A 20,089-nucleotide genomic window follows, 5' to 3' on the forward strand; every position below is an offset into this window, starting at 1 on the left:
GCCGTGATCCGGCTGTCAGCATAGAAAAGAGGCCCCATGACCATCGATGCCGCGCTGGCGGACAAGATCCGCCGTACCCCCAAGGCCGAACTGCACGTGCATATCGAAGGCACGCTCGAACCCGAGCTGATCTTCCGGCTGGCCCAGCGCAACAACGTCAAGCTGGCCTACCCCGACGTGGAGGCGCTGCGCACGGCCTACGCATTCACCGATTTGCAATCGTTCCTGGACATCTACTACGCCGGCGCCAGCGTGCTGCTGACCGAGGAAGATTTCTTCGACATGACGATGGAATACGTCAAGCGCGCCGTTGCCGACAACGTGCGCCATGCCGAGATCTTCTTCGATCCGCAGACCCATACCGAGCGCGGCGTGCCGATCGGCACCGTGATCGACGGCATTGCCGACGCACTGGCGCAGGCGCGCACCGAATACGATTTCTCCAGCAGCCTGATCCTGTGCTTCCTGCGCCATCTGTCCGAGGAAGACGCGTTCGCCACGCTGGAAGCCGCGCTGCCCTTCCGCGACCGCTTTGTCGGCGTGGGCCTGGATTCGTCCGAACGCGGCAACCCGCCGGAGAAGTTCGCGCGCGTGTTCGCCAAGGCAAAGACGCTGGGCCTGCACCTGGTGGCGCATGCCGGCGAGGAAGGCCCGGCCCAGTACGTGACCGACGCGCTGGACATCCTCAAGGTCGAGCGCATCGACCATGGCGTGCGTGCCATCGACGACGAAGCGCTGGTGCAGCGGCTGGCGCGCGAACGCATCGCGCTGACCGTGTGCCCGCTGTCGAACCAGAAGCTGAAGGTGTATCCGGACCTGCGCGACCACTCGCTCAAGCAGCTGCTCGATGCCGGCGTGGCCGTGACGCTGCACTCGGACGACCCGGCGTACTTTGGCGGCTACATGAACGCCAACTGGGAAGCCACGTTCGACGCGCTGCCGCTGGATGCCGCCGATGCCCACAAGCTGGCCCGCAACAGTTTTGAAGCGGCCTTCCTGCCTGCCGTGCAGAAGGCCGAATTCCTGGCGGAGGTCGACCATTTCTGGTCGACCACGCCCATGTCCCCGCCCGCGACGGCCCACGTGAGTTCCACGAGCTAAGCGGGCGCATACCCAGAACGCCGGATGCCGCGCCCGCTGCCAGACAGGCACGGGCGGGGCGCCGGCCGCCCCGAGACAAGACGATGACGACGACTTCCCCTGCTTCCCGCACCAATGGTGCCGTCACCCGCGCCATCCGCGGCCGCATCCTTCATTTCCTGCGCGACCCGCAGTTTCATGACGATGCCTATCAGTATTGGGAAGACGGCCTGCTGATCGTGACGGCAGGCCGCGTTGCCGCCGTCGGATCGTACGACAGCCTGGCGGGCGAGATTCCCGCCGGTGCCGACGTAATCGACCATCGTGGCAAGCTGATCGTGCCGGGCTTCATCGACACGCACATCCACTATCCGCAGACCGACATCATCGCGTCGCCGTCGCCGGGCCTGCTGCACTGGCTTGACACGTACACGTTCCCCGAGGAGCGCCGCTTCAGCGACGCCGCCTACGCGCGCGGCGTGGCCGACTTCTTCACCGACGAACTGCTGCGCAACGGCACCACCACGGCGATGGTCTGGAGCACCGTGCATGCCGCGTCGGCCGACGGCCTGTTCGCCGCCAGCCAGGCGCGCAACATGCGCATGATCACCGGCAAGGTGCTGATGGATCGCAACTGCCCCGACTTCCTGCGCGACACCGCCGAGTCCGGCGCGCGCGAATCGGCCGACCTGATCTCGAAGTGGCACGGCAAGGATCGCCTGGCCTATGCCATCACCCCGCGCTTTGCCCCGACATCGACCGAGGCGCAGCTGGCCGCCTGCGGCGAGCTGGCCCGCGCCCACGACGACGTCTTTATCCAGACGCACGTGGCCGAGAACCGCGACGAGGTGAAGTGGGTGGCCGAGCTGTTCCCTGACGCGCGCAGCTACCTGGACGTCTACGACCGCTACAGCCTGCTGCGTCCGGGCGCGTTCTACGGCCACGCGATCTACCTGGACCCCGAGGACCGGCGCCGCCTGGCCGACAGTGGCGCGGCCGTGGCGCACTGCCCCACGTCGAACCTGTTCCTGGGCAGCGGCTTCTACGACTTCCACCAGTCCGACGCCAACCGCCTGAACGTGACGCTGGCCACCGACGTGGGCGGCGGCACCTCGTTCTCGATGTTCCGCACGATGAACGCGGCCCACAAGGTGGCCCGCATGGGCGGCTATCACCTGACCGCGCTGCGCATGTTCTACCTGGCCACGCGTGCCGCCGCCGAGGCGCTGGGCTGGCAGGACCGTATCGGCAGCTTCGAGCCGGGCTGCGAAGCCGATTTCCTGGTACTGGACCCCGAGGCCACGCCGCTGATCGCCCGCCGCAGCCACCGCTCCGAATCGCTGGAAGCGCAACTGTTCGCGTTTGCGATGCTGGGCGACGACCGCGTGATCGACAGCGTCTACATCATGGGCGAGCAGGCCACGGCCGGCGCGCCGGTGGCAGCCTGAGAACGGCTGTCCACTTCGACAAGGGGCTTTCCGGGCGCATGCGAACGAAAAGCCCCTTTTAGAGGTCTTGTATTGACCGGAATCAACACAATCGTCATCAAACCCTTCTAGCCTGTCGCATCCGTGCGCCCTCGAAGACTGGGCGCCACCGCACTCCGACTCGCTGGACCATCGATGACTGCCCGATCCGACACTCTTTCCGCTGCCGATGCCGACGCTATCGGCGCGGCGGCCGCCCCCGGCCAAGCCCGCCAGACCCACCAGGCGCGCCAGACGCGCCCTTCCGGCAACGTTCCGCTGCCCGAACCCATCGCCTTCGAGGCCCCGTTCCCCAATCGCAAAACCATCCGCAGCTGGCTGATCCCGCTGGGCCGCCGTAGCACGTCGCGCGCGCTGTTCCTGTTTGCGTTCGACTACGCGCTGTTCGCGGCCGTGCTGGCCGGCGTGGTGCTGCTCTCGGCGTGGTGGGCCAAGGTTGGCCTGGGCGTACTGGCTGGCCTGATCATCGCGCGGCTGTTCATCATCGGCCACGATGCCTGCCACCAGAGCCTGACCGACAATCGCGGCCTGAACAAATGGCTGGGCCGGCTGACCTTCCTGCCGTCGCTGACGCCGTACAGCCTGTGGGAAGTGGGCCATAACGTCGTGCATCACGGCTACACGAACCTGAAGGGCTTCGACTTCGTCTGGGCGCCCTACTCGCTCGAGGAATTCCGCGCGCTGCCGCGCCGTCGCCGCGTGATGGAGCGCATCTATCGCAACGGCTTTGGCGCCGGGCTGTACTACCTGATCGAGATCTGGTGGTTCAAGCTGTTCTTCCCGAGCAAGCGCCAGATGGCCACGCGTCGCGCGATCTTCATGTGGGACTGCGCGCTGGTGGCGGCCTTCGGTGCGCTGTGGATCGGCGCGATGGCGTGGCTGGCCATGGCCACGGACCAATCCGTACTGCTGATGATCGGCACCGGTTTCGTGCTGCCTTTCCTGGTCTGGAACACCACGGTCGGTTTTGTGCTCTATGTGCACCACACGCATACGAGCGTGGCCTGGTACGACACCAAGCCGGTGTGGGCCAAGGCCCAGCCGTTCGTGTCGACGACCGTGCATCTGCGCTTCGGCATGGGCATCGGCGCGGCACTGCATCACATCATGGAGCACACGGCACACCACGTGGACATGAGCGTGCCGCTGTACCAGCTCAAGCGCGCCCAGGCGCTGCTCGAACACGCGCTGCCGGGGCGCATCATCATCGAGAACTTCTCGTGGCGCTGGTACTTCCAGACGGCGCGCCGCTGCAAGCTCTACGACTTCAAGGCGCTCTGCTGGACGGATTTCCGCGGTCGCCAGACCAGCGAAAACAGCCCCGTGCCGGCCTGAGAATCATTCTCGAAAGCATCGTAAAAAAGCCAGATTTGTGGACATTGCCCACCGGTCTGGCTACAATGCGGGCTTCCATTGGGGAGTAGCCGCCCTGATCTCACCGCGCCGCGCAATGCGGCATCCGGAAGACAGGGGCGCACGTCAACAGACTTGACCAAATGCCAACGTGGCAGGCGGTTATGGCGTGCGCAGCCAAGGACCTTGTGTCCGACGCCTGGCGAGACCGATGACCATACCTTTCTGGCCGGGCCGGGAAAGGTGTGCGTCATTGGCATCTCGCGAGATGCGTTTGCGGCCCGGTTATTGCACCTATAAAAATGGAATCGTTCCTCGTCTCCACAGGTATCGTCGCGCTCGCCGAAATGGGCGACAAGACGCAGTTGCTGTCGCTCGTCCTGGCCGCACGGTATCGCAAGCCCCTCCCCATCATCCTCGGCATTCTGATCGCCACGCTGGTCAACCACGGCTTTGCCGGTGCGCTTGGCGGCTGGATCACCGGCGTGCTGGGTGCCAACCTGCTGCGCTGGATTCTTGGCCTTGGCTTTATTGCGATGGCGGGCTGGATGCTGATTCCCGACAAGCTCGACGACGCCGAGGAAGCCAAGCCGGTCAAGGGCGCACTGGGCATCCTGGGCACCACGATCGTGGCGTTCTTCTTTGCCGAGATGGGCGACAAGACGCAGATCGCCACGGTAGCGCTGGCGGCGCGTTTCCACGGTGAAGTGCTGGCCGTGGTGGCCGGCACGACATTCGGCATGATGCTGGCCAATGCACCGGCCGTGCTGCTGGGCGACCGCTTCGCGAACAAGATGCCGATCGCGCTGGTTCACAAGATTGCCGCGGCGATCTTCCTGGTGCTGGGCCTGCTGGCGTTGTTCAACGTTGGCGGCTGACCCATATCGGCAGCAGACATAAAAAAACGGGGCCGAAGCCCCGTACAAACCCTCGCCGGTCCGGTACAGCCGGCTGCTGACTGCGCAGCCTCCGGACCGTCGATCACCGATGCCCGGTCAAATTAGTTGGTCGTCTTGGCGCCGCCCTCGAACCACTGGCCCAGCAGCGCGCGTTCGTCGTCCGTGATCTGGGTGGCGTTACCCAGCGGCATGGTCTTCTGCTGCACGGCCTGCTGATAGATCAGCTGGGCGTGCGACTTGATGCTATCCGCGCTATCGAGCTTGATGCCCTTGGCGGCCGTCGGCATCATCTTCGGCTGCTCGGCATGGCACTGCACGCAGCGCGTGTTCATGATCTCCTGCACCTTCACGAAGCTCACGGCCGTTGCGGCGGCGTCGCCATCGGCGCCCTTCGCTACTTGCGGACGCGGCTGCGGCTGCGGCTGCGGCTGCGGCTGCGGCGCGATCATGAAAGCCACCAGTCCCAGGCACGCCACGCCGGCGGTCGGCCATGCGAAGTTGATCTTGCCCTTGTGCTTCAGGATGAAGAACTGACGGATCAGCACGCCGGCCAGCATGACCATGATCAGCACCAGCCAGTTGTTCTTGGCGGCGTAGGTCATGCTGTAGTGGTTCGACAGCATCGCGAACAGCACCGGCAACGTGAAGTAGGTGTTGTGCACGCTGCGCTGCTTGGCGTGCTTGCCGTGGATCGGGTCCACCGGCTGGCCGGCCTTCAGTGCCGCCACCACCTTGCGCTGGCCCGGGATGATCCAGAACAGCACGTTCGCGCTCATGATCGTGGCGATCATCGCGCCGGTCAGCAGGAATGCCGCGCGGCCCGAGAAGATATGGCAGGCCGCGAAGGCTGCCACGGCCACGTACACCGCCACCAGCATGCCCACGGTCTTGTCGCTCTTGCCGAAGATGCGGCAGATCGCGTCATAGACCACCCAGCCAACGATCAGGTACGTCACGGCAAAGCCCACGGCTGCGCCGGGCGACATGTCGTAGACGTTCTTGTCGATCAGGAACGTGCTGGCGTTGAACAGGTACAGCACCACCAGCAGCGCAAAGCCGCTCATCCAGGTGGAATACGACTCCCAGTAGAACCAGTGCAGGTTCTCGGGCAGCGACTTCGGCGCGGTCAGGTATTTCTGCGGATTGTAGAAGCCGCCACCGTGCACGGCCCACAACTCGCCATCCACGCCCTTGTCCTTCAGGCCGGTATCGATGGGGCGCGTCAGGCTGTTGTCCAGCCAGACGAAGTAGAACGACGAACCGATCCAGGCGATCGCCGTGATGACGTGCAGCCAACGCAACAGCAGATTGGCCCAGTCGAGAATGTAGCCTTCCATGACTTGTCTCCTTGTTCCCGTCCGCCTTGACTCAGCTGCCGCGGTAGGTCGAATACGACCACGGCGACACCAGCAGGGGCACGTGGTAGTGCGCGTTCGTGTCGGCAATGCCGAAACGCAGCGTCACCACATCAAGGAATGCCGGCTCGGGCAGCTTCAGGCCCTGGGCGCGGAAGTAGGCGCCTGCACCGAAATCGAGTTCGTAGACGCCGGGCTGCAGGTCGGCCCCCTCCAGCAGGGGCTGGTCGGCGCGGCCGTCATGGTTGGTCTGGATCGACTTCAGGGTCTCGCGCCGATTGTCGACAATTTTATGCAGGGTAACCGACATGCCGGCACCGGGCGTACCCGCGGCAGTGTCGAGAACGTGAGTGGTCAAGCGTCCCATCCTGTTCTTCCTTTGGAATGTGGGTTGTGAGGGGCGCCGCTGCCTTCACTAGCACCATTTGTGGGAAATGGTGCCCGCTCGGTACGTGTTTCAACGCATCCCGGCGCTGGATTGGTGCGAGGCGACAATGCGCCTGCCCTATCCTGATGACAACTCGGTAAATACCCGTAGTTGTCGAAAACCTGGGTCGGTTTTGTTGACAATGGTGCTTGCATATCCAAATAATTGTCAACAATTTTTAGATCGGCGCAGCCAAATGATCGACATCAAGACCCTTGATGTTGCTGCATGAACGGCTCGCTACGATCGCTGACCATTGCCTCTTCCGCTTTTACGAGTGCCCAGGATGTCAAAGAATCTCAAGCTGATTGCCGCCGCCGACGCGCTGCCCGCGTCCACCGATAACAAGCCCGCCCGCAAGGGGTCGGTGGAAGAGCGCATGTATCACGAGATCTACGACGCGATCATGGAGCACCGCCTGCCGCCGCGCACCAAGCTGACCGAGCATTCGCTTTGCGAAATCTATGCCACCGCACGTCACACGGTGCGCAAGGTGCTGTCGCGCCTGGCCGCCGACGGCATGGTCGACCTGGAGCCGAATCGCGGCGCGTTCATCGCCAGCCCGTCCACCGACGAGGCCCACGACATGTTCGAGCTGCGCCAGATGCTGGAACGCGCGGTGCTGGAAAAGCTGGCCGCCATGTCCAACGTGCGCAGCGTGATCGCCCCGCTGCGCAAGATGGTCAACGATGAGCGCCAGGCCTTCCTGACCCACGAGCGTCCGACCTGGATCCGCCTGTCCGCCGAATTCCACACCGCGCTGGCCGAACTTTCCGGCAACGAGCTGCTGGTGACGATGATGCGCCGGCTGGTGTCGCGCACCACGCTGATGATTGCCAGCGTCGAAGCGCCCGGCCACAACGCCTGCTCGTTCGACGAGCACGACGACATTCTCGACGCACTGGAACAGGGCGATGCCGCACTGGCCCAGTCACGCATGGCGCACCACCTTGGCGCCTGCGCGGACCGCGTGCAGCCGGACGAGCCCGGCAACTTCGATCTTCGCACCGTGCTGGGCCGCTCCACCTAGCACGATGTTCCCGCCGCCGGGCAACAGAGATTCCCTGTTGCCGATGCAGGCCCACCGGTTTTCCGTCGCTGATCAAGCCCGCCAGAGGCGCGACTGAAACCGGACAAGAACCGTCAACAAACGCCCACGACAAGAGGCAACGACAAGGCGGTCAAGGGTGGAACCCGGCGCGCGTTCCCATCGAAACCAAAGGAGAGGAGACACACCCATGAATTCCGCAAGCACCACGGTCCCCACGGATCTGACAAACGAGCGGCTGCCCTCCGGGCGGTTGCTGGCGCTGGGCCTGCAGCACGTGCTGGTGATGTACGCCGGCACCGTTGCCGTCCCGCTGATCGTCGGCGGTGCACTCAAGCTCCCCAAGGACCAGCTCGCCTTCCTGATCAACGCCGACCTCTTCGCGGCCGGCCTGGCCACGCTGATCCAGGCCATCGGTTTCTGGAAATTCGGTATCCGCATGCCGGTGATGATGGGCGTCACGTTCGCGTCGGTGGCGCCGATGATCGCCATCGGCAACGACCCCAACGTGGGCCTGCTGGGCATCTATGGCGCGGTGATCGCGTCCGGGGTGTTCGGCATACTGATTGCGCCGATGATGGGCCGCATGCTCGGGCTCTTTCCGCCCGTGGTCACAGGCACGGTGATCACACTCATCGGCGTGTCGCTGATGCGCGTGGGCATCAACTGGGCCGGCGGTGGCCAGCCTACCACCCGCGCCGTAATCGACGGCGTGGTCAAGGACGTGCCGAACCTGGCCTATGGCGACCTGGGCAACCTGGCCATCGCAGGCCTGACGCTGCTGGTCATCCTGGCGCTCACCCGGTATGGCCGTGGCCTGGTGGCCAACTGCGCGGTGCTGCTCGGCATCATCGTCGGCACGTTCGTGGCCATGGCATTCGGCAAGGTTTCGTTCGAGGGGCTCCATGACGCCAGCTTCGTGGCCGTCATCACACCGCTGCACTTCGGCATGCCGACGTTCCAGCTGACCGCCATCCTGTCGATGTGCATCGTCATGCTGATCACGCTTGTGGAATCGACCGGCATGTTCCTGGCCCTGTCCGACATCACGGGCCGCAAGCTGAGCACGAAGGACTTGACGGCCGGGCTGCGCGCCGACGGCCTGGGCACCGTGATCGGCGGCATGTTCAACACGTTCCCGTACACGTCGTTCTCGCAGAACGTGGGCCTGGTCACGGTGACCGGCGTGCGCTCGCGCTACGTGGCGGCGGCCGGCGGCCTGATCCTGATCGCCTTCGGCCTGTTCCCGAAGATGGCCCACGTGGTGGCCTCGGTGCCGCAGTTCGTGCTGGGCGGCGCGGGCATCGTCATGTTCGGCATGGTGGCGGCAACGGGCATCCGTATCCTGGGCGCGTGCGACTTCAACCGCAACCGCCACAACCTGTTCATCGTGGCGATCTCGGTCGGCTTCGGCATGATCCCGACCCTGTCGCCCACGCTGTTCCAGTACCTGCCCAAGTGGACCGATCCGTTCACGCACAGCGGCATCGTGCTGGGCACGATCGTGGCCGTGGCGCTGAACCTGTTCTTCAACGGCATCCAGTCGGCCGAAGAAGCCATGCGCAACGCCGCCGCGAACACCCACGGCACGGAGTAACGCCACACGCCAACGAAGAACAATCGGCCCTCGACAATCGGACTCGACAATTGCGCACAGACAATCCCACAACACGGTGCGCACGGTTGTCAAGTCCTTTGCCGGAACTCTGGCACGCGCTTTGCGTAAGCCATTGCGCTCCAGGTTCCGGCCAGGCCCTCGCCCGATAACGGTCGGGGGCAGCAGTTTGGATTTCTCTCCTGAAGCAAACACAACGAGATGACACACGATAACTATCCACGCGATCTTATTGGCTATGGCGCCCAGCCACCGCACGCCCGCTGGCCGGGCGGCGCGCGTATCGCGCTGCAGTTCGTGCTCAATTACGAAGAAGGCGGCGAGAACTGCGTGCTGCACGGCGACGCCGCGTCCGAGCAGTTCCTGTCCGAGATCGTCGGTGCCGCGGCCTATCCCGCCCGGCACATGAGCATGGAGGGCATCTATGAATACGGCTCGCGTGCGGGCGTCTGGCGCATCCTGCGCGAGTTCGAGCAACGCAAGCTGCCGCTGACGGTCTTTGGCGTGTCGATGGCCCTTCAGCGGCATCCGGAGTTGACGCGCGCCTTCGTCGAACTGGGTCACGAGATCGCCTGCCACGGCTGGCGCTGGATTCACTACCAGAACCTGGACGAAGCCACCGAGCGCGAGCACATGCGCATCGGCATGGACATCATCAAGGAACTGACCGGCGAGATGCCGCTGGGCTGGTACACGGGCCGTGACAGCCCCAACACGCGCAAGCTGGTGGTGGAACATGGCGGCCTGCTGTACGACGCCGACTACTACGGCGACGACCTGCCCTTCTGGACCGAGGTGGAAGTCACCGGCGGCGAGAAGAAGCCGCACCTGGTGGTGCCCTACACGCTCGACTCCAACGACATGCGCTTTGCCACGCCGCAGGGCTTCAACACGGGCGAGCAGTTCTTCCAGTACCTGAAGGACGCGTTCGACGTGCTGTACGCCGAAGGCGATCCGCGCGGGCTCGACCAGCCGAAGATGCTGTCGGTAGGCATGCACTGCCGCCTGCTGGGCCGCCCGGGACGCTTCCGCGCGCTGCAGCGGTTCCTGGACTACGTGCAATCGCACGACAAGGTATGGATCTGCCGGCGCGTCGACATCGCGCGCCACTGGATCGACACCCACCCGTACCGGAGCCAGGCATGAGCCAGAACACCTACACCATCACCCAGCTGAATGCGATGCCCGAAGCCGAGTTCATCAAGGTACTCGGTGGCATCTACGAACACTCGCCGTGGTTTGCAGAAGCCGCCGCGAAGCAGCGCCCCTTTGCCAACACCGCCGACCTGGCTGCCGCGCTGCGCGAGGCCGTCGACGCCGCTGGCCAGGAAGCCCAGATCAAGCTGGTGCGCGCCCACCCGGAGCTTGCCGGCAAGGCCGCCGTCCGTGGCGAACTGACCGCCGAATCCACGCGCGAACAGGCCGGAGCCGGCCTGGACCAGTGTACGGCGGAGGAATTCCAGCGGCTGCAGGACCTGAACACGGCCTACAACCGCAAGTTCGGCTTCCCGTTCATCCTGGCCGTGCGCGGCTATGACCGGCACGGGATCATCGACGCTTTTGCAAGGCGTATCGAGAACGAGCCGGCGGTGGAGTTGCAAACATGCATCAACCAGATTCATCGCATTGCGCAGTTCCGCCTGAACGACTTAGTATCCGCCTGAAAAAATCCACGGCAGTAAAGAGAGAGAGAAATTCAGGAACGTTCAGCGACCCAGCATCGCTGTAAAACAAGTACCCGGCCGCGCCGGTCCCCACTGCACTGACAGACTTCCGTGCGCGGCCGAGGGACAAAGCAGAAGAAGACCCCGCCAGGGTCCCGGCACACAAGAAAACGTTCTGAGCAGCATCACAACCACGGAGGTCTTACATGACGAAGCAGTACAAGCCGGCTCTCAAGCTGGCGGCAATCGCGGCCACCCTTTTCTCCGGCGCAGCCATGGCCCAGTCCAGCGTCACGCTGTACGGCATGGCTGACGCTTTTGTCGGAGGTGTCAAGGCACCGGGCTCGGGTGACCGTGCCTACGTTGTCAATTCGGGTGGCATGCAAACCTCGTACTGGGGCATCAAGGGTACCGAGGACCTGGGCATGGGCACGAAGGCCATCTTCGACCTGAACGGCTTCTTCCGCCCTGACACCGGCAGCACGGGCCGCTTCACCGGCGACTCGATGTTCAGCCGCAACGCGTTCGTCGGCCTGACGAACGACAACTACGGCACGCTGAAGCTGGGCCGCAACACGACGCCGTACTTCGTGTCGACGATCCTGTTCAACCCGCTGGTGGACTCGTACACCTTCAGCCCGATGATCTTCCATACGTACTTCGGTACGCCGGGCACGGGCCTGTACGATCCGGGCATCATCGGTGACTCGGGCTGGAACAACTCGCTGGTCTACTCGACGCCGAACTTCGGCGGCCTGACCGCCAACGTGATCTACGGCATGGGCGAGTCGGCCGGCAGCAACAGCAAGAACAAGTGGGGCGGCAACCTGACCTACTTCTCTGGCAACTTCGCCGCCACGGTGGCGTTCCAGCAGGTCAAGTTCGACGTTGCCCCGTTCGATCCGCAGAACCCGGCGCTGGCCAACCTCGACAAGCAGTCGGCCGTCCAGGCTGGCGTGACGTATGACTTCAAGTTCGTGAAGGCATACCTGCAGGGCCAGTACATCAAGACGAACTTCACGACCAGCACCACCGGCGACATCAAGCACATCGATGGCCAGGCCGGTGTGTCGGTGCCCGTCGGCGCGGGTAACGTGCTGGCGTCGTACACGTTCGGCCGCGTGCTGAACGAAGTGACCAGCATCAAGCGCAACACGTTTGGCGTGGCTTACGACTACAACCTGTCGAAGCGCACCGACGTGTACGCCGCGTACTACTACGACAAGGTCACGGGCGTCGAGCACGGCGATACCTTCGGCGTGGGCGTTCGCCACCGCTTCTGATCGCCGCAGTCGGTCACACCCGCGGAACTGAAGCCTGCCCTTGCGGCAGGCTTTTTTCTTGCGCGCGACAGTCACCCTTGCGCCACAATGCTGCGCCGCAGCGCGACCTTGCGCAGATGCAGCAGGATCGGAAGCCATTGCTCCATAGGCCGATTCAATTGGCGACTCCCCCCTGTTCTACCTAGATTGGTCTTCCGGACTGTGTGCCGGACCACGTAAACCAGGACGAGTGAGGTGACGCATGCGGCGCTATGTGAAATCCCGATCGGAACTGATGGCCATCCTGAGCCAGTGCCTGGATAACAACCCGGAATGCGGCGAGGTGGAATTGCATGCGATGCGCGTGCATTCGCCGGACCACACAGGTTGCAACTGGAGCGCTGAGGTTGATTTTCGCCAGGACACCTTCGACGATCTGGCACAGCAGATGGCCGCGGCCCGTTCGATCATCGTGGTGATGCGGGAGCAGTACAACGTGCTGCAATAGCCAGGAGAGTATTGGCAGGCGCGCACGAACCTGTGCGTACTGACCCGCCGACGCGCTGACACCCCGGCAGACGTGCCAGCGCACCGACAAAAAAACCGGGCCGCGAGAGTCTCTCGCGGCCCGGTTTCTTTTTCCGACCATCAGATCTGCAAAACGCTCAGATCTGGATGCAGTGCTTAGCGAATCGCACCAGCCTCCGCCACAGCCACGGCCGTCATGTTGACGATGCGGCGGGTGGTGGCCTGCGGGTTCAGGATGTGCACCGGCTTGGCGGCGCCCAGCAGGATCGGGCCCACCGTCACACCCTGACCGCCCGTCATCTTGAGCAGGTTAAATGCGATATTGGCCGAGTCCAGCGTCGGCATGACCAGCAGGTTGGCGCTGCCGGCCAGCTTGGTGGTCGGCAGGAAGTGACGGCGCACGTCTTCGTCCAGCGCGGCGTCGCCCTGCATTTCGCCTTCCACTTCCAGTTCCGGGGCCACGCGGGCCAGGATCGCCGCGGCTTCGCGCATCTTGCGGGCCGACGGACGATTCGACGAACCGAACATCGAGTGCGACATCATGGCCACCTTCGGATGCAGGCCGAAGCGTGCGATTTCCTTGGCGGCCAGCTGCGTGATCGCAGCCAGTTCCTCTGCGCTCGGGTCATCGTTCACGAACGTGTCGGTGATGAACAGCGTGTGCTTTTCCAGCATCAGCGCGTTCATGGCGGCGAACACCTTGGCGTCCCGGGCCAGGCCGATCACGTCGCGCACGTGTTCGAGGTGAGCCTCGAAGCGGCCGACGGTGCCGCACAGCAACGCATCGGCGTCGCCCATGTGCATCAGCATCGTACCGATCAGCGTGTTCGAGCGGCGCAGCGCCACCTTGGCCATGTCCGGCGTCACGCCGTCACGGCCACGCAGCGCGTGGTATTCCTCGTGATAGGCGCGGTAGCGCGGATCGTCTTCCGGGTTGATCAGCTCGAAGTCGACACCGGGGCGCAGGCGCAGGCCAGCCTTCTCGATGCGCATCTGGATCACGTGCGGACGGCCGATCAGGATCGGACGGGCCAGGCCTTCGTCCACCACACCCTGCACGGCGCGCAGCACGCGCTCTTCCTCGCCCTCGGCGTAGGCCACGCGCTTCGGCGCGGCCTTGGCGGCCGAGAACACCGGCTTCATGATCAGCCCGGTGTGGTAGACGTAGCTGGTCAGCTGCTGGCGGTAGGCTTCCAGGTCCTTGATCGGACGCGTTGCCACGCCCGACTCTTCCGCAGCCTTGGCCACGGCCGGCGCAATCTTCTCGATCAGGCGCTGGTCGAACGGCGTCGGGATGATGTAGTCGGGGCCGAACTTCAGTTCGCGGCCGCCATAGGCAGCAGCAACGGCATCGTTCAGCTCGGCTTCGGCCAGCTCGGCGATGGCCTTGACGCAGGCCAGCTTCATTTCTTCCGTGATCTTCGTGGCGCCGCAATCGAGCGCGCCGCGGAAGATGTACGGGAAGCACAGCACGTTGTTCACCTGGTTCGGATAGTCCGAACGGCCGGTGGCGATGATGCAGTCTGGACGCGCGGCCTTGGCCACTTCCGGGCGGATTTCCGGTTCCGGGTTGGCCAGCGCCAGGATGATCGGACGGTCTGCCATGGTCTTGACCATGTCGCCGGTCACCACGCCCGCGGTGGAGCAGCCCAGGAAGACGTCGGCGTTCTTGATGATGTCGGCCAGCGTGCGGTCCGTCGTGTCTTGCGCGTAACGGGCCTTGTTGGCTTCCATGTTCGCGTCGCGGCCCTGGAAGATCACGCCCTTCGAGTCGACCACGTAGACGTTCTCGCGCTTCACGCCCAGGCTCACCATCGTGTCCAGGCAGGCGATGGCAGCGGCGCCGGCGCCCGAGACCGCCAGCTTGACCTTGCCGATCTCCTTGCCTACGACCTTCAGGCCGTTCAGCAGTGCCGCGGCCGAGATGATGGCGGTGCCGTGCTGGTCGTCATGGAAGACGGGAATGTTCATGCGCTCGCGCAGCTTCTTCTCGATGTAGAAGCACTCGGGCGCCTTGATATCTTCCAGGTTCACGCCGCCCAGCGTGGGTTCCAGCGCGGCGACGATTTCAACGATCTTGTCCGGGTCGCGCGCATCGAGTTCGATGTCGAACACGTCGATGCCGGCGAACTTCTTGAACAGGCAGCCCTTGCCTTCCATCACCGGCTTGCCGGCCAGCGGACCGATGTCGCCCAGGCCCAGCACGGCAGTACCGTTGGTGATCACCGCCACCAGGTTGGCACGCGAGGTGTACTCGGCGGCCATGGCGGGATCCTTGTGGATCTCCTCGCAGGCGTAGGCCACGCCCGGCGAATAGGCCAGCGACAGGTCGCGCTGGTTGGACAGCGCCTTGGTGGCCGTTACCTGGATCTTGCCCTTGGTCGGGCTGCGATGGTATTCCAGCGCTGCCAGACGCAGTTGCGCTTCGGGGCTGTTCGGGGCATGTTGCGGTGCATCACCGCTGGTCTTGCTGCTCATTCTGCTTGTCCGGAAAGAGAAGGCGAAAAAATCGAGCAGCCATTCTATGCCCAGCCATCCCCTGCCGGAAGACCTTTGCAACGGTCCAGACAGTGTTTTTACGGCGCGGACTCGGAAAACCTGCCTTACCTCGCGGTAGCCCGTGCGATTCGTCCCCCGGCGCCCCCTGCCGGTGGACGAATGTCGACGAATGCATGCCGGTTTCTCGCTACTTTTGGTCCTTCTGGACTTCAAGCGTGATGCGCTGCGGGCGTCCGCTTTCGCCCGGGAAATTGGCAAACGCGCTGCGGATCATGTAGGGCATCACCGCCGTCAGGTCGCCGCCCTCGGTCGTGTTGCGGGCTGTCACCTGATACACCCGCTTGCCGCTTGCGGCATCCTTGAAGAAGACACGCAGGTTCGAGAACGTCACCGGCACGTCGCGCACCACGGTCTGCGGCGGCCAGTAGCCCGGGCCCCAGCCATACGGCCCCCACGGGCGATACCCGCCGTACGGCCCCCAGTACGGGCCCCACGGGCCATACCAGGGGTCGGGGTAGACGGTTTCCGCCACCCGTACGAAACCGGGGGCGGCGTCATAGTCCATCGTCACCAGGTAGCGCGCCTGCTTGGCAGGCGCCTGATCAAAGCCGATGCCGGACAGGACCTGGGACAGCCACAGCTCATAGGTCTGGCGATCGAGCTGCGCGTCCTGCTGCGGTGCGTGGTCGAATGCGTAGGTACGCGGCGCGTCGTTGGTCCAGCCTGCGTCGCGGAACGCGGTGACCTCGGTGGTGACGGTGCTGGCGCATCCCGCCAGCCATAGCGCGCCGAGCGCCATCAGCACACCCAGCCGATCCCGGCCACGCCGCTTTCCCCATGAAACCGCTGCTTGCCACATCGCGATACCTCGTTATTTTTGATTCGGTCACGTTTCCTCAGACACGATCGGGGCAGCCGGATTCCCTTGCCAGCCCTGGCGCAACGCAGGCCTGAAACCGCTTGGCTACAATGGGGGCTTCAGGGCCGGTTGTCACCGTTCACGGCCCGCCGCCCCCGGTCACCCGAAGACAGGATCTCCCCATGCTGCGTACCGACACGCCCGTTACCGTCTATCGCAAGGACTATACTCCGCCCGCGTTTGCCATCGACCACGTCGACCTTGTGCTCGACCTGGACCCGCAGCGCACCATCGTCACCAGCACGCTGAAGCTGCAGCGCACCGGCGCCGCCGATGCCCCGCTGGTGCTCAGCGGCGAAGCGCTGGAACTGGTCGGCATCAAGCTGGACGGCCAGCCGTTCACTGCCTATCGCGCCGAAGACGACACGCTCACGCTGACCGGCCTGCCCTCGCAGGGCACGCTGGAAATCACGGTGGCCTGCAACCCGGCCGCCAACACCACGCTGTCGGGGCTCTACGTCTCCAATGGCAATTTCTTTACGCAGTGCGAGGCCGAAGGCTTCCGCCGCATCACGTATTTCCTGGATCGGCCGGACGTGATGACCACGTACCGCGTCACGCTGCGCGCCGACCGCGCCGCCTGCCCGGTGCTGCTGTCCAACGGCAACCTGCTGTCGCAAGGCGACCTGCCGGACGGCCGCCACGAAGCCGTCTGGGAAGACCCGTTCCGCAAGCCTTCCTATCTGTTTGCACTGGTGGCGGGCAAGCTGGAACGCATCGAAGAGAAGATCCTGTCGGCGTCGGGCAAGGAAAAGCTGCTGCAGGTCTGGGTGGAGCCGCAGGACCTGGAAAAGACGCGCCATGCCATGGATTCGCTGATCCATTCGATCCGCTGGGACGAGCGGCGCTTCGGCCTGGAACTGGATCTCGACCGCTTCATGATCGTTGCCGTCGGCGACTTCAACATGGGCGCGATGGAAAACAAGGGCCTGAACATCTTCAACACGAAGTACGTGCTGGCCAATGCGCAGACCGCCACCGACGTGGACTTTGCCAATATCGAATCGGTGGTGGCGCACGAGTACTTCCACAACTGGACCGGCAACCGCGTGACCTGCCGCGACTGGTTCCAGCTGTCGCTCAAGGAAGGCCTGACGGTGTTCCGCGACCAGGAATTCTCGGCCGACATGATGGGCTCCGAATCGGGCCGCGCGGTCAAGCGCATCGAGGACGTGCGCGTGCTGCGCCAGGTGCAGTTCCCCGAGGATGCCGGCCCGATGGCCCATCCGGTGCGCCCCGACAGCTACGAGGAAATCAACAACTTCTACACGGTCACGGTCTACGAGAAAGGCGCCGAGGTCGTGCGCATGTATCAGACCCTGCTGGGCCGCGACGGCTTCCGGCGCGGGATGGACCTGTATTTCAAGCGCCATGACGGCCAGGCCGTGACCTGCGACGACTTCCGCGCCGCCATGGCCGACGCCAACGGCCGCGACCTCAAGCAGTTCGGCCTCTGGTACAGCCAGGCCGGCACCCCGGTGGTGTCCGCCCGGACGCAGTGGGATGGCGCCGCCGGCGCCCTCACGCTGACGCTGACGCAGCGCTGCCCGAAGGTGGGTATCGAAACTAAGGCCGGCACGCCGGACAAGCAGCCGTTCCACATCCCGTTCGCGCTGGGCCTGATCGATGCCGCCGGCAACGACCTGCCGCTGCAACTCGACAGCGAAAGCCAGGCTGCGGGCACCACGCGCGTGCTCGATTTCACGCAGGCAGAACAGACGTTCCGCTTCGTCGGCCTGCCCAAGGGCGCCCGCGCACCGCTGCCGTCGCTGCTGCGCAATTTCTCGGCGCCGGTGATCGTCGACTATGAATACACCGATGCCGAGCTGACCTTCCTGCTGGCGCACGACACCGATGCGTTCAACCGCTGGGAAGCCGGCCAGCGCCTGGCCACGCGTGCGCTGCTGCAACTGGTAACCGATGCGCAGGCGCAGCGCGAACTGAAGCTCGATCCGGCCCTGGTGGCGGCCTTCCGCACCGTGCTGACGGACGGGTCGCTGAACCCCGCGTTCCGCGAGCAGGCCCTGATGCTGCCCGCCGAGGGCTATCTGGCCGAGCGCATGGGCGTGGCCGATCCGGCCGCCATCCATCGCGCCCGCCTGTTCATGCGCGAAGGCCTGGCCCGCGCGCTCAAGGCCGAATGGCTGGCCGCCTACCAGGCCAACGCCACGCCGGGCGACTACAGCCCCGATGCCGATGCCATGGCCAAACGGGCACTGCGCAACCTGTCGCTGGGCTACCTGGCCGACAGCGGCGACGCCGACATGCAGGCGCTGGCGGACCAGCATTACCAGCAGAGCGACAACATGACCGACCGCTTTGCCGCGCTGTCGGCGCTGGTCAACAGCTTCGCGCCGGGCCGCGAGCATGCGCTGGCCGATTTCTACGAGCGCTTCGAGGACGACGCCCTGGTCATCGACAAATGGTTCTCGCTGCAGGGCATGCAGCGTGGCGAGGTGGGTCCGCACGCCGGCAAGCGCACGATCGACACGGTGCGCGCGCTGATGGAGCATCCGGCCTTCAACCTGCGCAACCCGAACCGGGCGCGGTCGCTGATCTTCAGCTTCTGCTCGGGCAATCCGGCCCAGTTCCATGCCGCCGATGGCTCGGGCTACGCGTTCTGGGCCGATCAGGTGCTGGCCCTCGACGCGATCAACCCCCAGGTGGCGGCCCGCCTGGCACGGGTCATGGACCGCTGGCAAAAGTACGAGATCCCGCTGCGCGACCGCATGCGTGCGGCGCTGGAACGCGTTGCGGCGGCCCCCACGCTGTCGCGCGACGTGCGCGAGATCGTCGGCAAGGCACTGGCAAGCTGATGTGTACATGAAGGCGCCCGGCGGGCCGAAAACGGCCTGTCCGCAGCGCCAGCCCTGTAGAATGGCGGCCATCCAAGGAGAACCCACCATGACACGCATCAGCCTCACCCGCTATCTGGTCGAGGAGCAGCGCAAGCACAACACGATTCAGCCAGAACTCCGGCTGCTGATCGAAGTGGTCGCGCGCGCCTGCAAGGCCATTTCCAACGCCGTCAGCAAGGGCGCCCTCGCGGGCGTGCTGGGCTCGGCCGGCACCGGCAACGTCCAGGGCGAAACGCAGCAGAAGCTCGACGTGATCGCCAATGAAGTGCTGCTGGACGCCAACGAATGGGGCGGTCACCTGGCGGCCATGGCGTCCGAGGAAATGGACTCGTTCTACGAGATCCCGAACCGCTACCCGAAGGGTGAATACCTGCTGCTGTTCGATCCGCTCGACGGCTCGTCGAACATCGACGTGAACGTGTCGATCGGCACGATCTTCTCGGTGCTGCACATGCACAAGCCGGGCGAGACCGTCACCGAGGCCGATTTCATGCAGCCGGGCACGCACCAGGTGGCGGCCGGCTATGCGGTGTACGGCCCGCAGACCACGCTGGTGCTGACGGTCGGCAACGGCGTGCACATGTTCACGCTGGACCGCGAGGCCGGCAGCTTCGTGCTGACGCAATCGGACGTGAAGATCCCCGAAGACACCAAGGAATTCGCGATCAACATGTCCAACATGCGCCACTGGGCACCCCCGGTGCGCCAGTACATCGACGAGTGCCTGGCCGGCGACGAAGGCCCGCGCGGCAAGAACTTCAACATGCGCTGGATCGCGTCGATGGTGGCCGATGTGCACCGTATCCTGACGCGCGGCGGCGTCTTCATGTATCCGTGGGACAAGCGCGAGCCCGAGAAGCCGGGCAAGCTGCGCCTGATGTATGAAGCCAACCCCATGGCGTTCCTGGTCGAACAGGCGGGCGGCGCGGCCACCAACGGCCACGAGCGCATCCTGGACGTCACACCGACCAAGCTGCACCAGCGCGTGTCGGTGATCCTGGGCTCGAAGAACGAGGTGGATCGCGTCACGCGCTACCACCAGGAAGCGGCCAGCAAGGCCTGATCCGCGGCATCACTGCGGACTTCCACGCAAAC

The 20,089-nt window shown here is 64.7% G+C and carries 16 protein-coding genes and 1 riboswitch; of the genes, 12 read left to right on the forward strand and 4 right to left on the reverse strand.

What is annotated here, in order from left to right:
• Window positions 1–36: 36 nt before the first annotated feature.
• From CYJ10_RS20455 to CYJ10_RS20470, 4 genes are all read left to right on the forward strand, one after another.
• Entirely contained in the window at window positions 37–1,101 is a 1,065-nt protein-coding gene (locus CYJ10_RS20455; RefSeq protein ID WP_101683293.1) for an adenosine deaminase, read from the forward strand.
• A gap of 83 nt (window positions 1,102–1,184) precedes the next feature.
• Complete coding sequence (gene guaD / locus CYJ10_RS20460; protein ID WP_101683294.1) at window positions 1,185–2,528, forward strand: guanine deaminase; 1,344 nt, start codon at window positions 1,185–1,187, stop codon at window positions 2,526–2,528.
• Between the two features lie 174 nt (window positions 2,529–2,702).
• Window positions 2,703–3,902, forward strand: coding sequence for a fatty acid desaturase (locus CYJ10_RS20465; protein WP_101683295.1), 1,200 nt, complete (start codon window positions 2,703–2,705; stop codon window positions 3,900–3,902).
• Between the two features lie 68 nt (window positions 3,903–3,970).
• Window positions 3,971–4,192, forward strand: a riboswitch (yybP-ykoY riboswitch).
• A 30-nt stretch (window positions 4,193–4,222) separates the two neighbouring features.
• Window positions 4,223–4,798, forward strand: a complete 576-nt coding sequence (locus tag CYJ10_RS20470; RefSeq protein WP_066739011.1) for a TMEM165/GDT1 family protein — start codon at window positions 4,223–4,225, stop codon at window positions 4,796–4,798.
• A gap of 122 nt (window positions 4,799–4,920) precedes the next feature.
• Here CYJ10_RS20470 and CYJ10_RS20475 read toward each other — a convergent pair whose 3' ends face one another.
• Complete coding sequence (locus CYJ10_RS20475; protein ID WP_101683296.1) at window positions 4,921–6,156, reverse strand: urate hydroxylase PuuD; 1,236 nt, start codon at window positions 6,154–6,156, stop codon at window positions 4,921–4,923.
• A gap of 31 nt (window positions 6,157–6,187) precedes the next feature.
• Window positions 6,188–6,541 (reverse strand): hydroxyisourate hydrolase, encoded by a 354-nt coding sequence (gene uraH, locus CYJ10_RS20480; protein WP_101683297.1) that lies wholly within the window; start codon window positions 6,539–6,541, stop codon window positions 6,188–6,190.
• 346 nt (window positions 6,542–6,887) lie between these two features.
• Here uraH and CYJ10_RS20485 point away from each other — a divergent pair, with 346 nt between their 5' ends.
• From CYJ10_RS20485 to CYJ10_RS20510, 6 genes are all read left to right on the forward strand, one after another.
• A complete protein-coding gene (locus CYJ10_RS20485; protein ID WP_101683298.1) occupies window positions 6,888–7,631 on the forward strand; it encodes a GntR family transcriptional regulator in 744 nt (247 codons plus the stop codon).
• Between the two features lie 208 nt (window positions 7,632–7,839).
• Window positions 7,840–9,246, forward strand: coding sequence for a nucleobase:cation symporter-2 family protein (locus CYJ10_RS20490; protein ID WP_101683299.1), 1,407 nt, complete (start codon window positions 7,840–7,842; stop codon window positions 9,244–9,246).
• Between the two features lie 219 nt (window positions 9,247–9,465).
• A complete protein-coding gene (gene puuE, locus CYJ10_RS20495) occupies window positions 9,466–10,410 on the forward strand; it encodes an allantoinase PuuE (protein ID WP_101683300.1) in 945 nt (314 codons plus the stop codon).
• A complete protein-coding gene (gene uraD / locus CYJ10_RS20500) occupies window positions 10,407–10,928 on the forward strand; it encodes a 2-oxo-4-hydroxy-4-carboxy-5-ureidoimidazoline decarboxylase (protein WP_101683301.1) in 522 nt (173 codons plus the stop codon). Before puuE ends, uraD begins: the two co-directional genes overlap by 4 nt.
• Window positions 10,929–11,134: 206 nt before the next feature.
• On the forward strand, window positions 11,135–12,211 hold the full coding sequence (locus CYJ10_RS20505; protein ID WP_101683302.1) for a porin: 1,077 nt from the start codon (window positions 11,135–11,137) through the stop codon (window positions 12,209–12,211).
• Between the two features lie 241 nt (window positions 12,212–12,452).
• On the forward strand, window positions 12,453–12,698 hold the full coding sequence (locus tag CYJ10_RS20510) for a hypothetical protein (protein ID WP_029051014.1): 246 nt from the start codon (window positions 12,453–12,455) through the stop codon (window positions 12,696–12,698).
• A 176-nt stretch (window positions 12,699–12,874) separates the two neighbouring features.
• On the opposite strand, the gene CYJ10_RS20515 is transcribed toward CYJ10_RS20510, so the two are convergent.
• Window positions 12,875–15,196, reverse strand: coding sequence for an NADP-dependent malic enzyme (locus tag CYJ10_RS20515; RefSeq protein ID WP_101683303.1), 2,322 nt, complete (start codon window positions 15,194–15,196; stop codon window positions 12,875–12,877).
• 208 nt (window positions 15,197–15,404) lie between these two features.
• On the reverse strand, window positions 15,405–16,076 hold the full coding sequence (locus tag CYJ10_RS20520) for a DUF4136 domain-containing protein (protein WP_374703285.1): 672 nt from the start codon (window positions 16,074–16,076) through the stop codon (window positions 15,405–15,407).
• Between the two features lie 182 nt (window positions 16,077–16,258).
• On the opposite strand from CYJ10_RS20520, the gene pepN reads away from it, so the two are divergent.
• Both pepN and CYJ10_RS20530 read left to right on the forward strand, forming a co-directional pair.
• Window positions 16,259–18,952 carry an aminopeptidase N gene (gene pepN, locus CYJ10_RS20525; RefSeq protein WP_101683305.1) on the forward strand — a complete coding sequence of 898 codons (2,694 nt, stop codon included), beginning with the start codon at window positions 16,259–16,261 and terminating at the stop codon, window positions 18,950–18,952.
• Window positions 18,953–19,040: 88 nt separating this feature from the next.
• Window positions 19,041–20,057 (forward strand): class 1 fructose-bisphosphatase, encoded by a 1,017-nt coding sequence (locus tag CYJ10_RS20530; protein ID WP_101683306.1) that lies wholly within the window; start codon window positions 19,041–19,043, stop codon window positions 20,055–20,057.
• The last annotated feature ends 32 nt before the right edge of the window (window positions 20,058–20,089 follow it).

Source organism: Cupriavidus pauculus (assembly GCF_002858765.1).
GTDB classification, from domain to species: Bacteria; Pseudomonadota; Gammaproteobacteria; order Burkholderiales; family Burkholderiaceae; genus Cupriavidus; species Cupriavidus pauculus_B.

Excerpts from the sequence above, each read along its gene's own strand:
- CYJ10_RS20455 (WP_101683293.1), top strand. The coding sequence starts at position 37 with ATGACCATCGATGCCGCGCTGGCGGACAAGATCCGCCGTACCCCCAAG.
- guaD (WP_101683294.1), top strand. The coding sequence starts at position 1,185 with ATGACGACGACTTCCCCTGCTTCCCGCACCAATGGTGCCGTCACCCGC.
- CYJ10_RS20465 (WP_101683295.1), top strand. The coding sequence starts at position 2,703 with ATGACTGCCCGATCCGACACTCTTTCCGCTGCCGATGCCGACGCTATC.
- CYJ10_RS20470 (WP_066739011.1), top strand. The coding sequence starts at position 4,223 with ATGGAATCGTTCCTCGTCTCCACAGGTATCGTCGCGCTCGCCGAAATG.
- CYJ10_RS20475 (WP_101683296.1), bottom strand. The coding sequence starts at position 6,156 with ATGGAAGGCTACATTCTCGACTGGGCCAATCTGCTGTTGCGTTGGCTG.
- uraH (WP_101683297.1), bottom strand. The coding sequence starts at position 6,541 with ATGGGACGCTTGACCACTCACGTTCTCGACACTGCCGCGGGTACGCCC.
- CYJ10_RS20485 (WP_101683298.1), top strand. The coding sequence starts at position 6,888 with ATGTCAAAGAATCTCAAGCTGATTGCCGCCGCCGACGCGCTGCCCGCG.
- CYJ10_RS20490 (WP_101683299.1), top strand. The coding sequence starts at position 7,840 with ATGAATTCCGCAAGCACCACGGTCCCCACGGATCTGACAAACGAGCGG.
- puuE (WP_101683300.1), top strand. The coding sequence starts at position 9,466 with ATGACACACGATAACTATCCACGCGATCTTATTGGCTATGGCGCCCAG.
- uraD (WP_101683301.1), top strand. The coding sequence starts at position 10,407 with ATGAGCCAGAACACCTACACCATCACCCAGCTGAATGCGATGCCCGAA.
- CYJ10_RS20505 (WP_101683302.1), top strand. The coding sequence starts at position 11,135 with ATGACGAAGCAGTACAAGCCGGCTCTCAAGCTGGCGGCAATCGCGGCC.
- CYJ10_RS20510 (WP_029051014.1), top strand. The coding sequence starts at position 12,453 with ATGCGGCGCTATGTGAAATCCCGATCGGAACTGATGGCCATCCTGAGC.
- CYJ10_RS20515 (WP_101683303.1), bottom strand. The coding sequence starts at position 15,196 with ATGAGCAGCAAGACCAGCGGTGATGCACCGCAACATGCCCCGAACAGC.
- CYJ10_RS20520 (WP_374703285.1), bottom strand. The coding sequence starts at position 16,076 with ATGTGGCAAGCAGCGGTTTCATGGGGAAAGCGGCGTGGCCGGGATCGG.
- pepN (WP_101683305.1), top strand. The coding sequence starts at position 16,259 with ATGCTGCGTACCGACACGCCCGTTACCGTCTATCGCAAGGACTATACT.
- CYJ10_RS20530 (WP_101683306.1), top strand. The coding sequence starts at position 19,041 with ATGACACGCATCAGCCTCACCCGCTATCTGGTCGAGGAGCAGCGCAAG.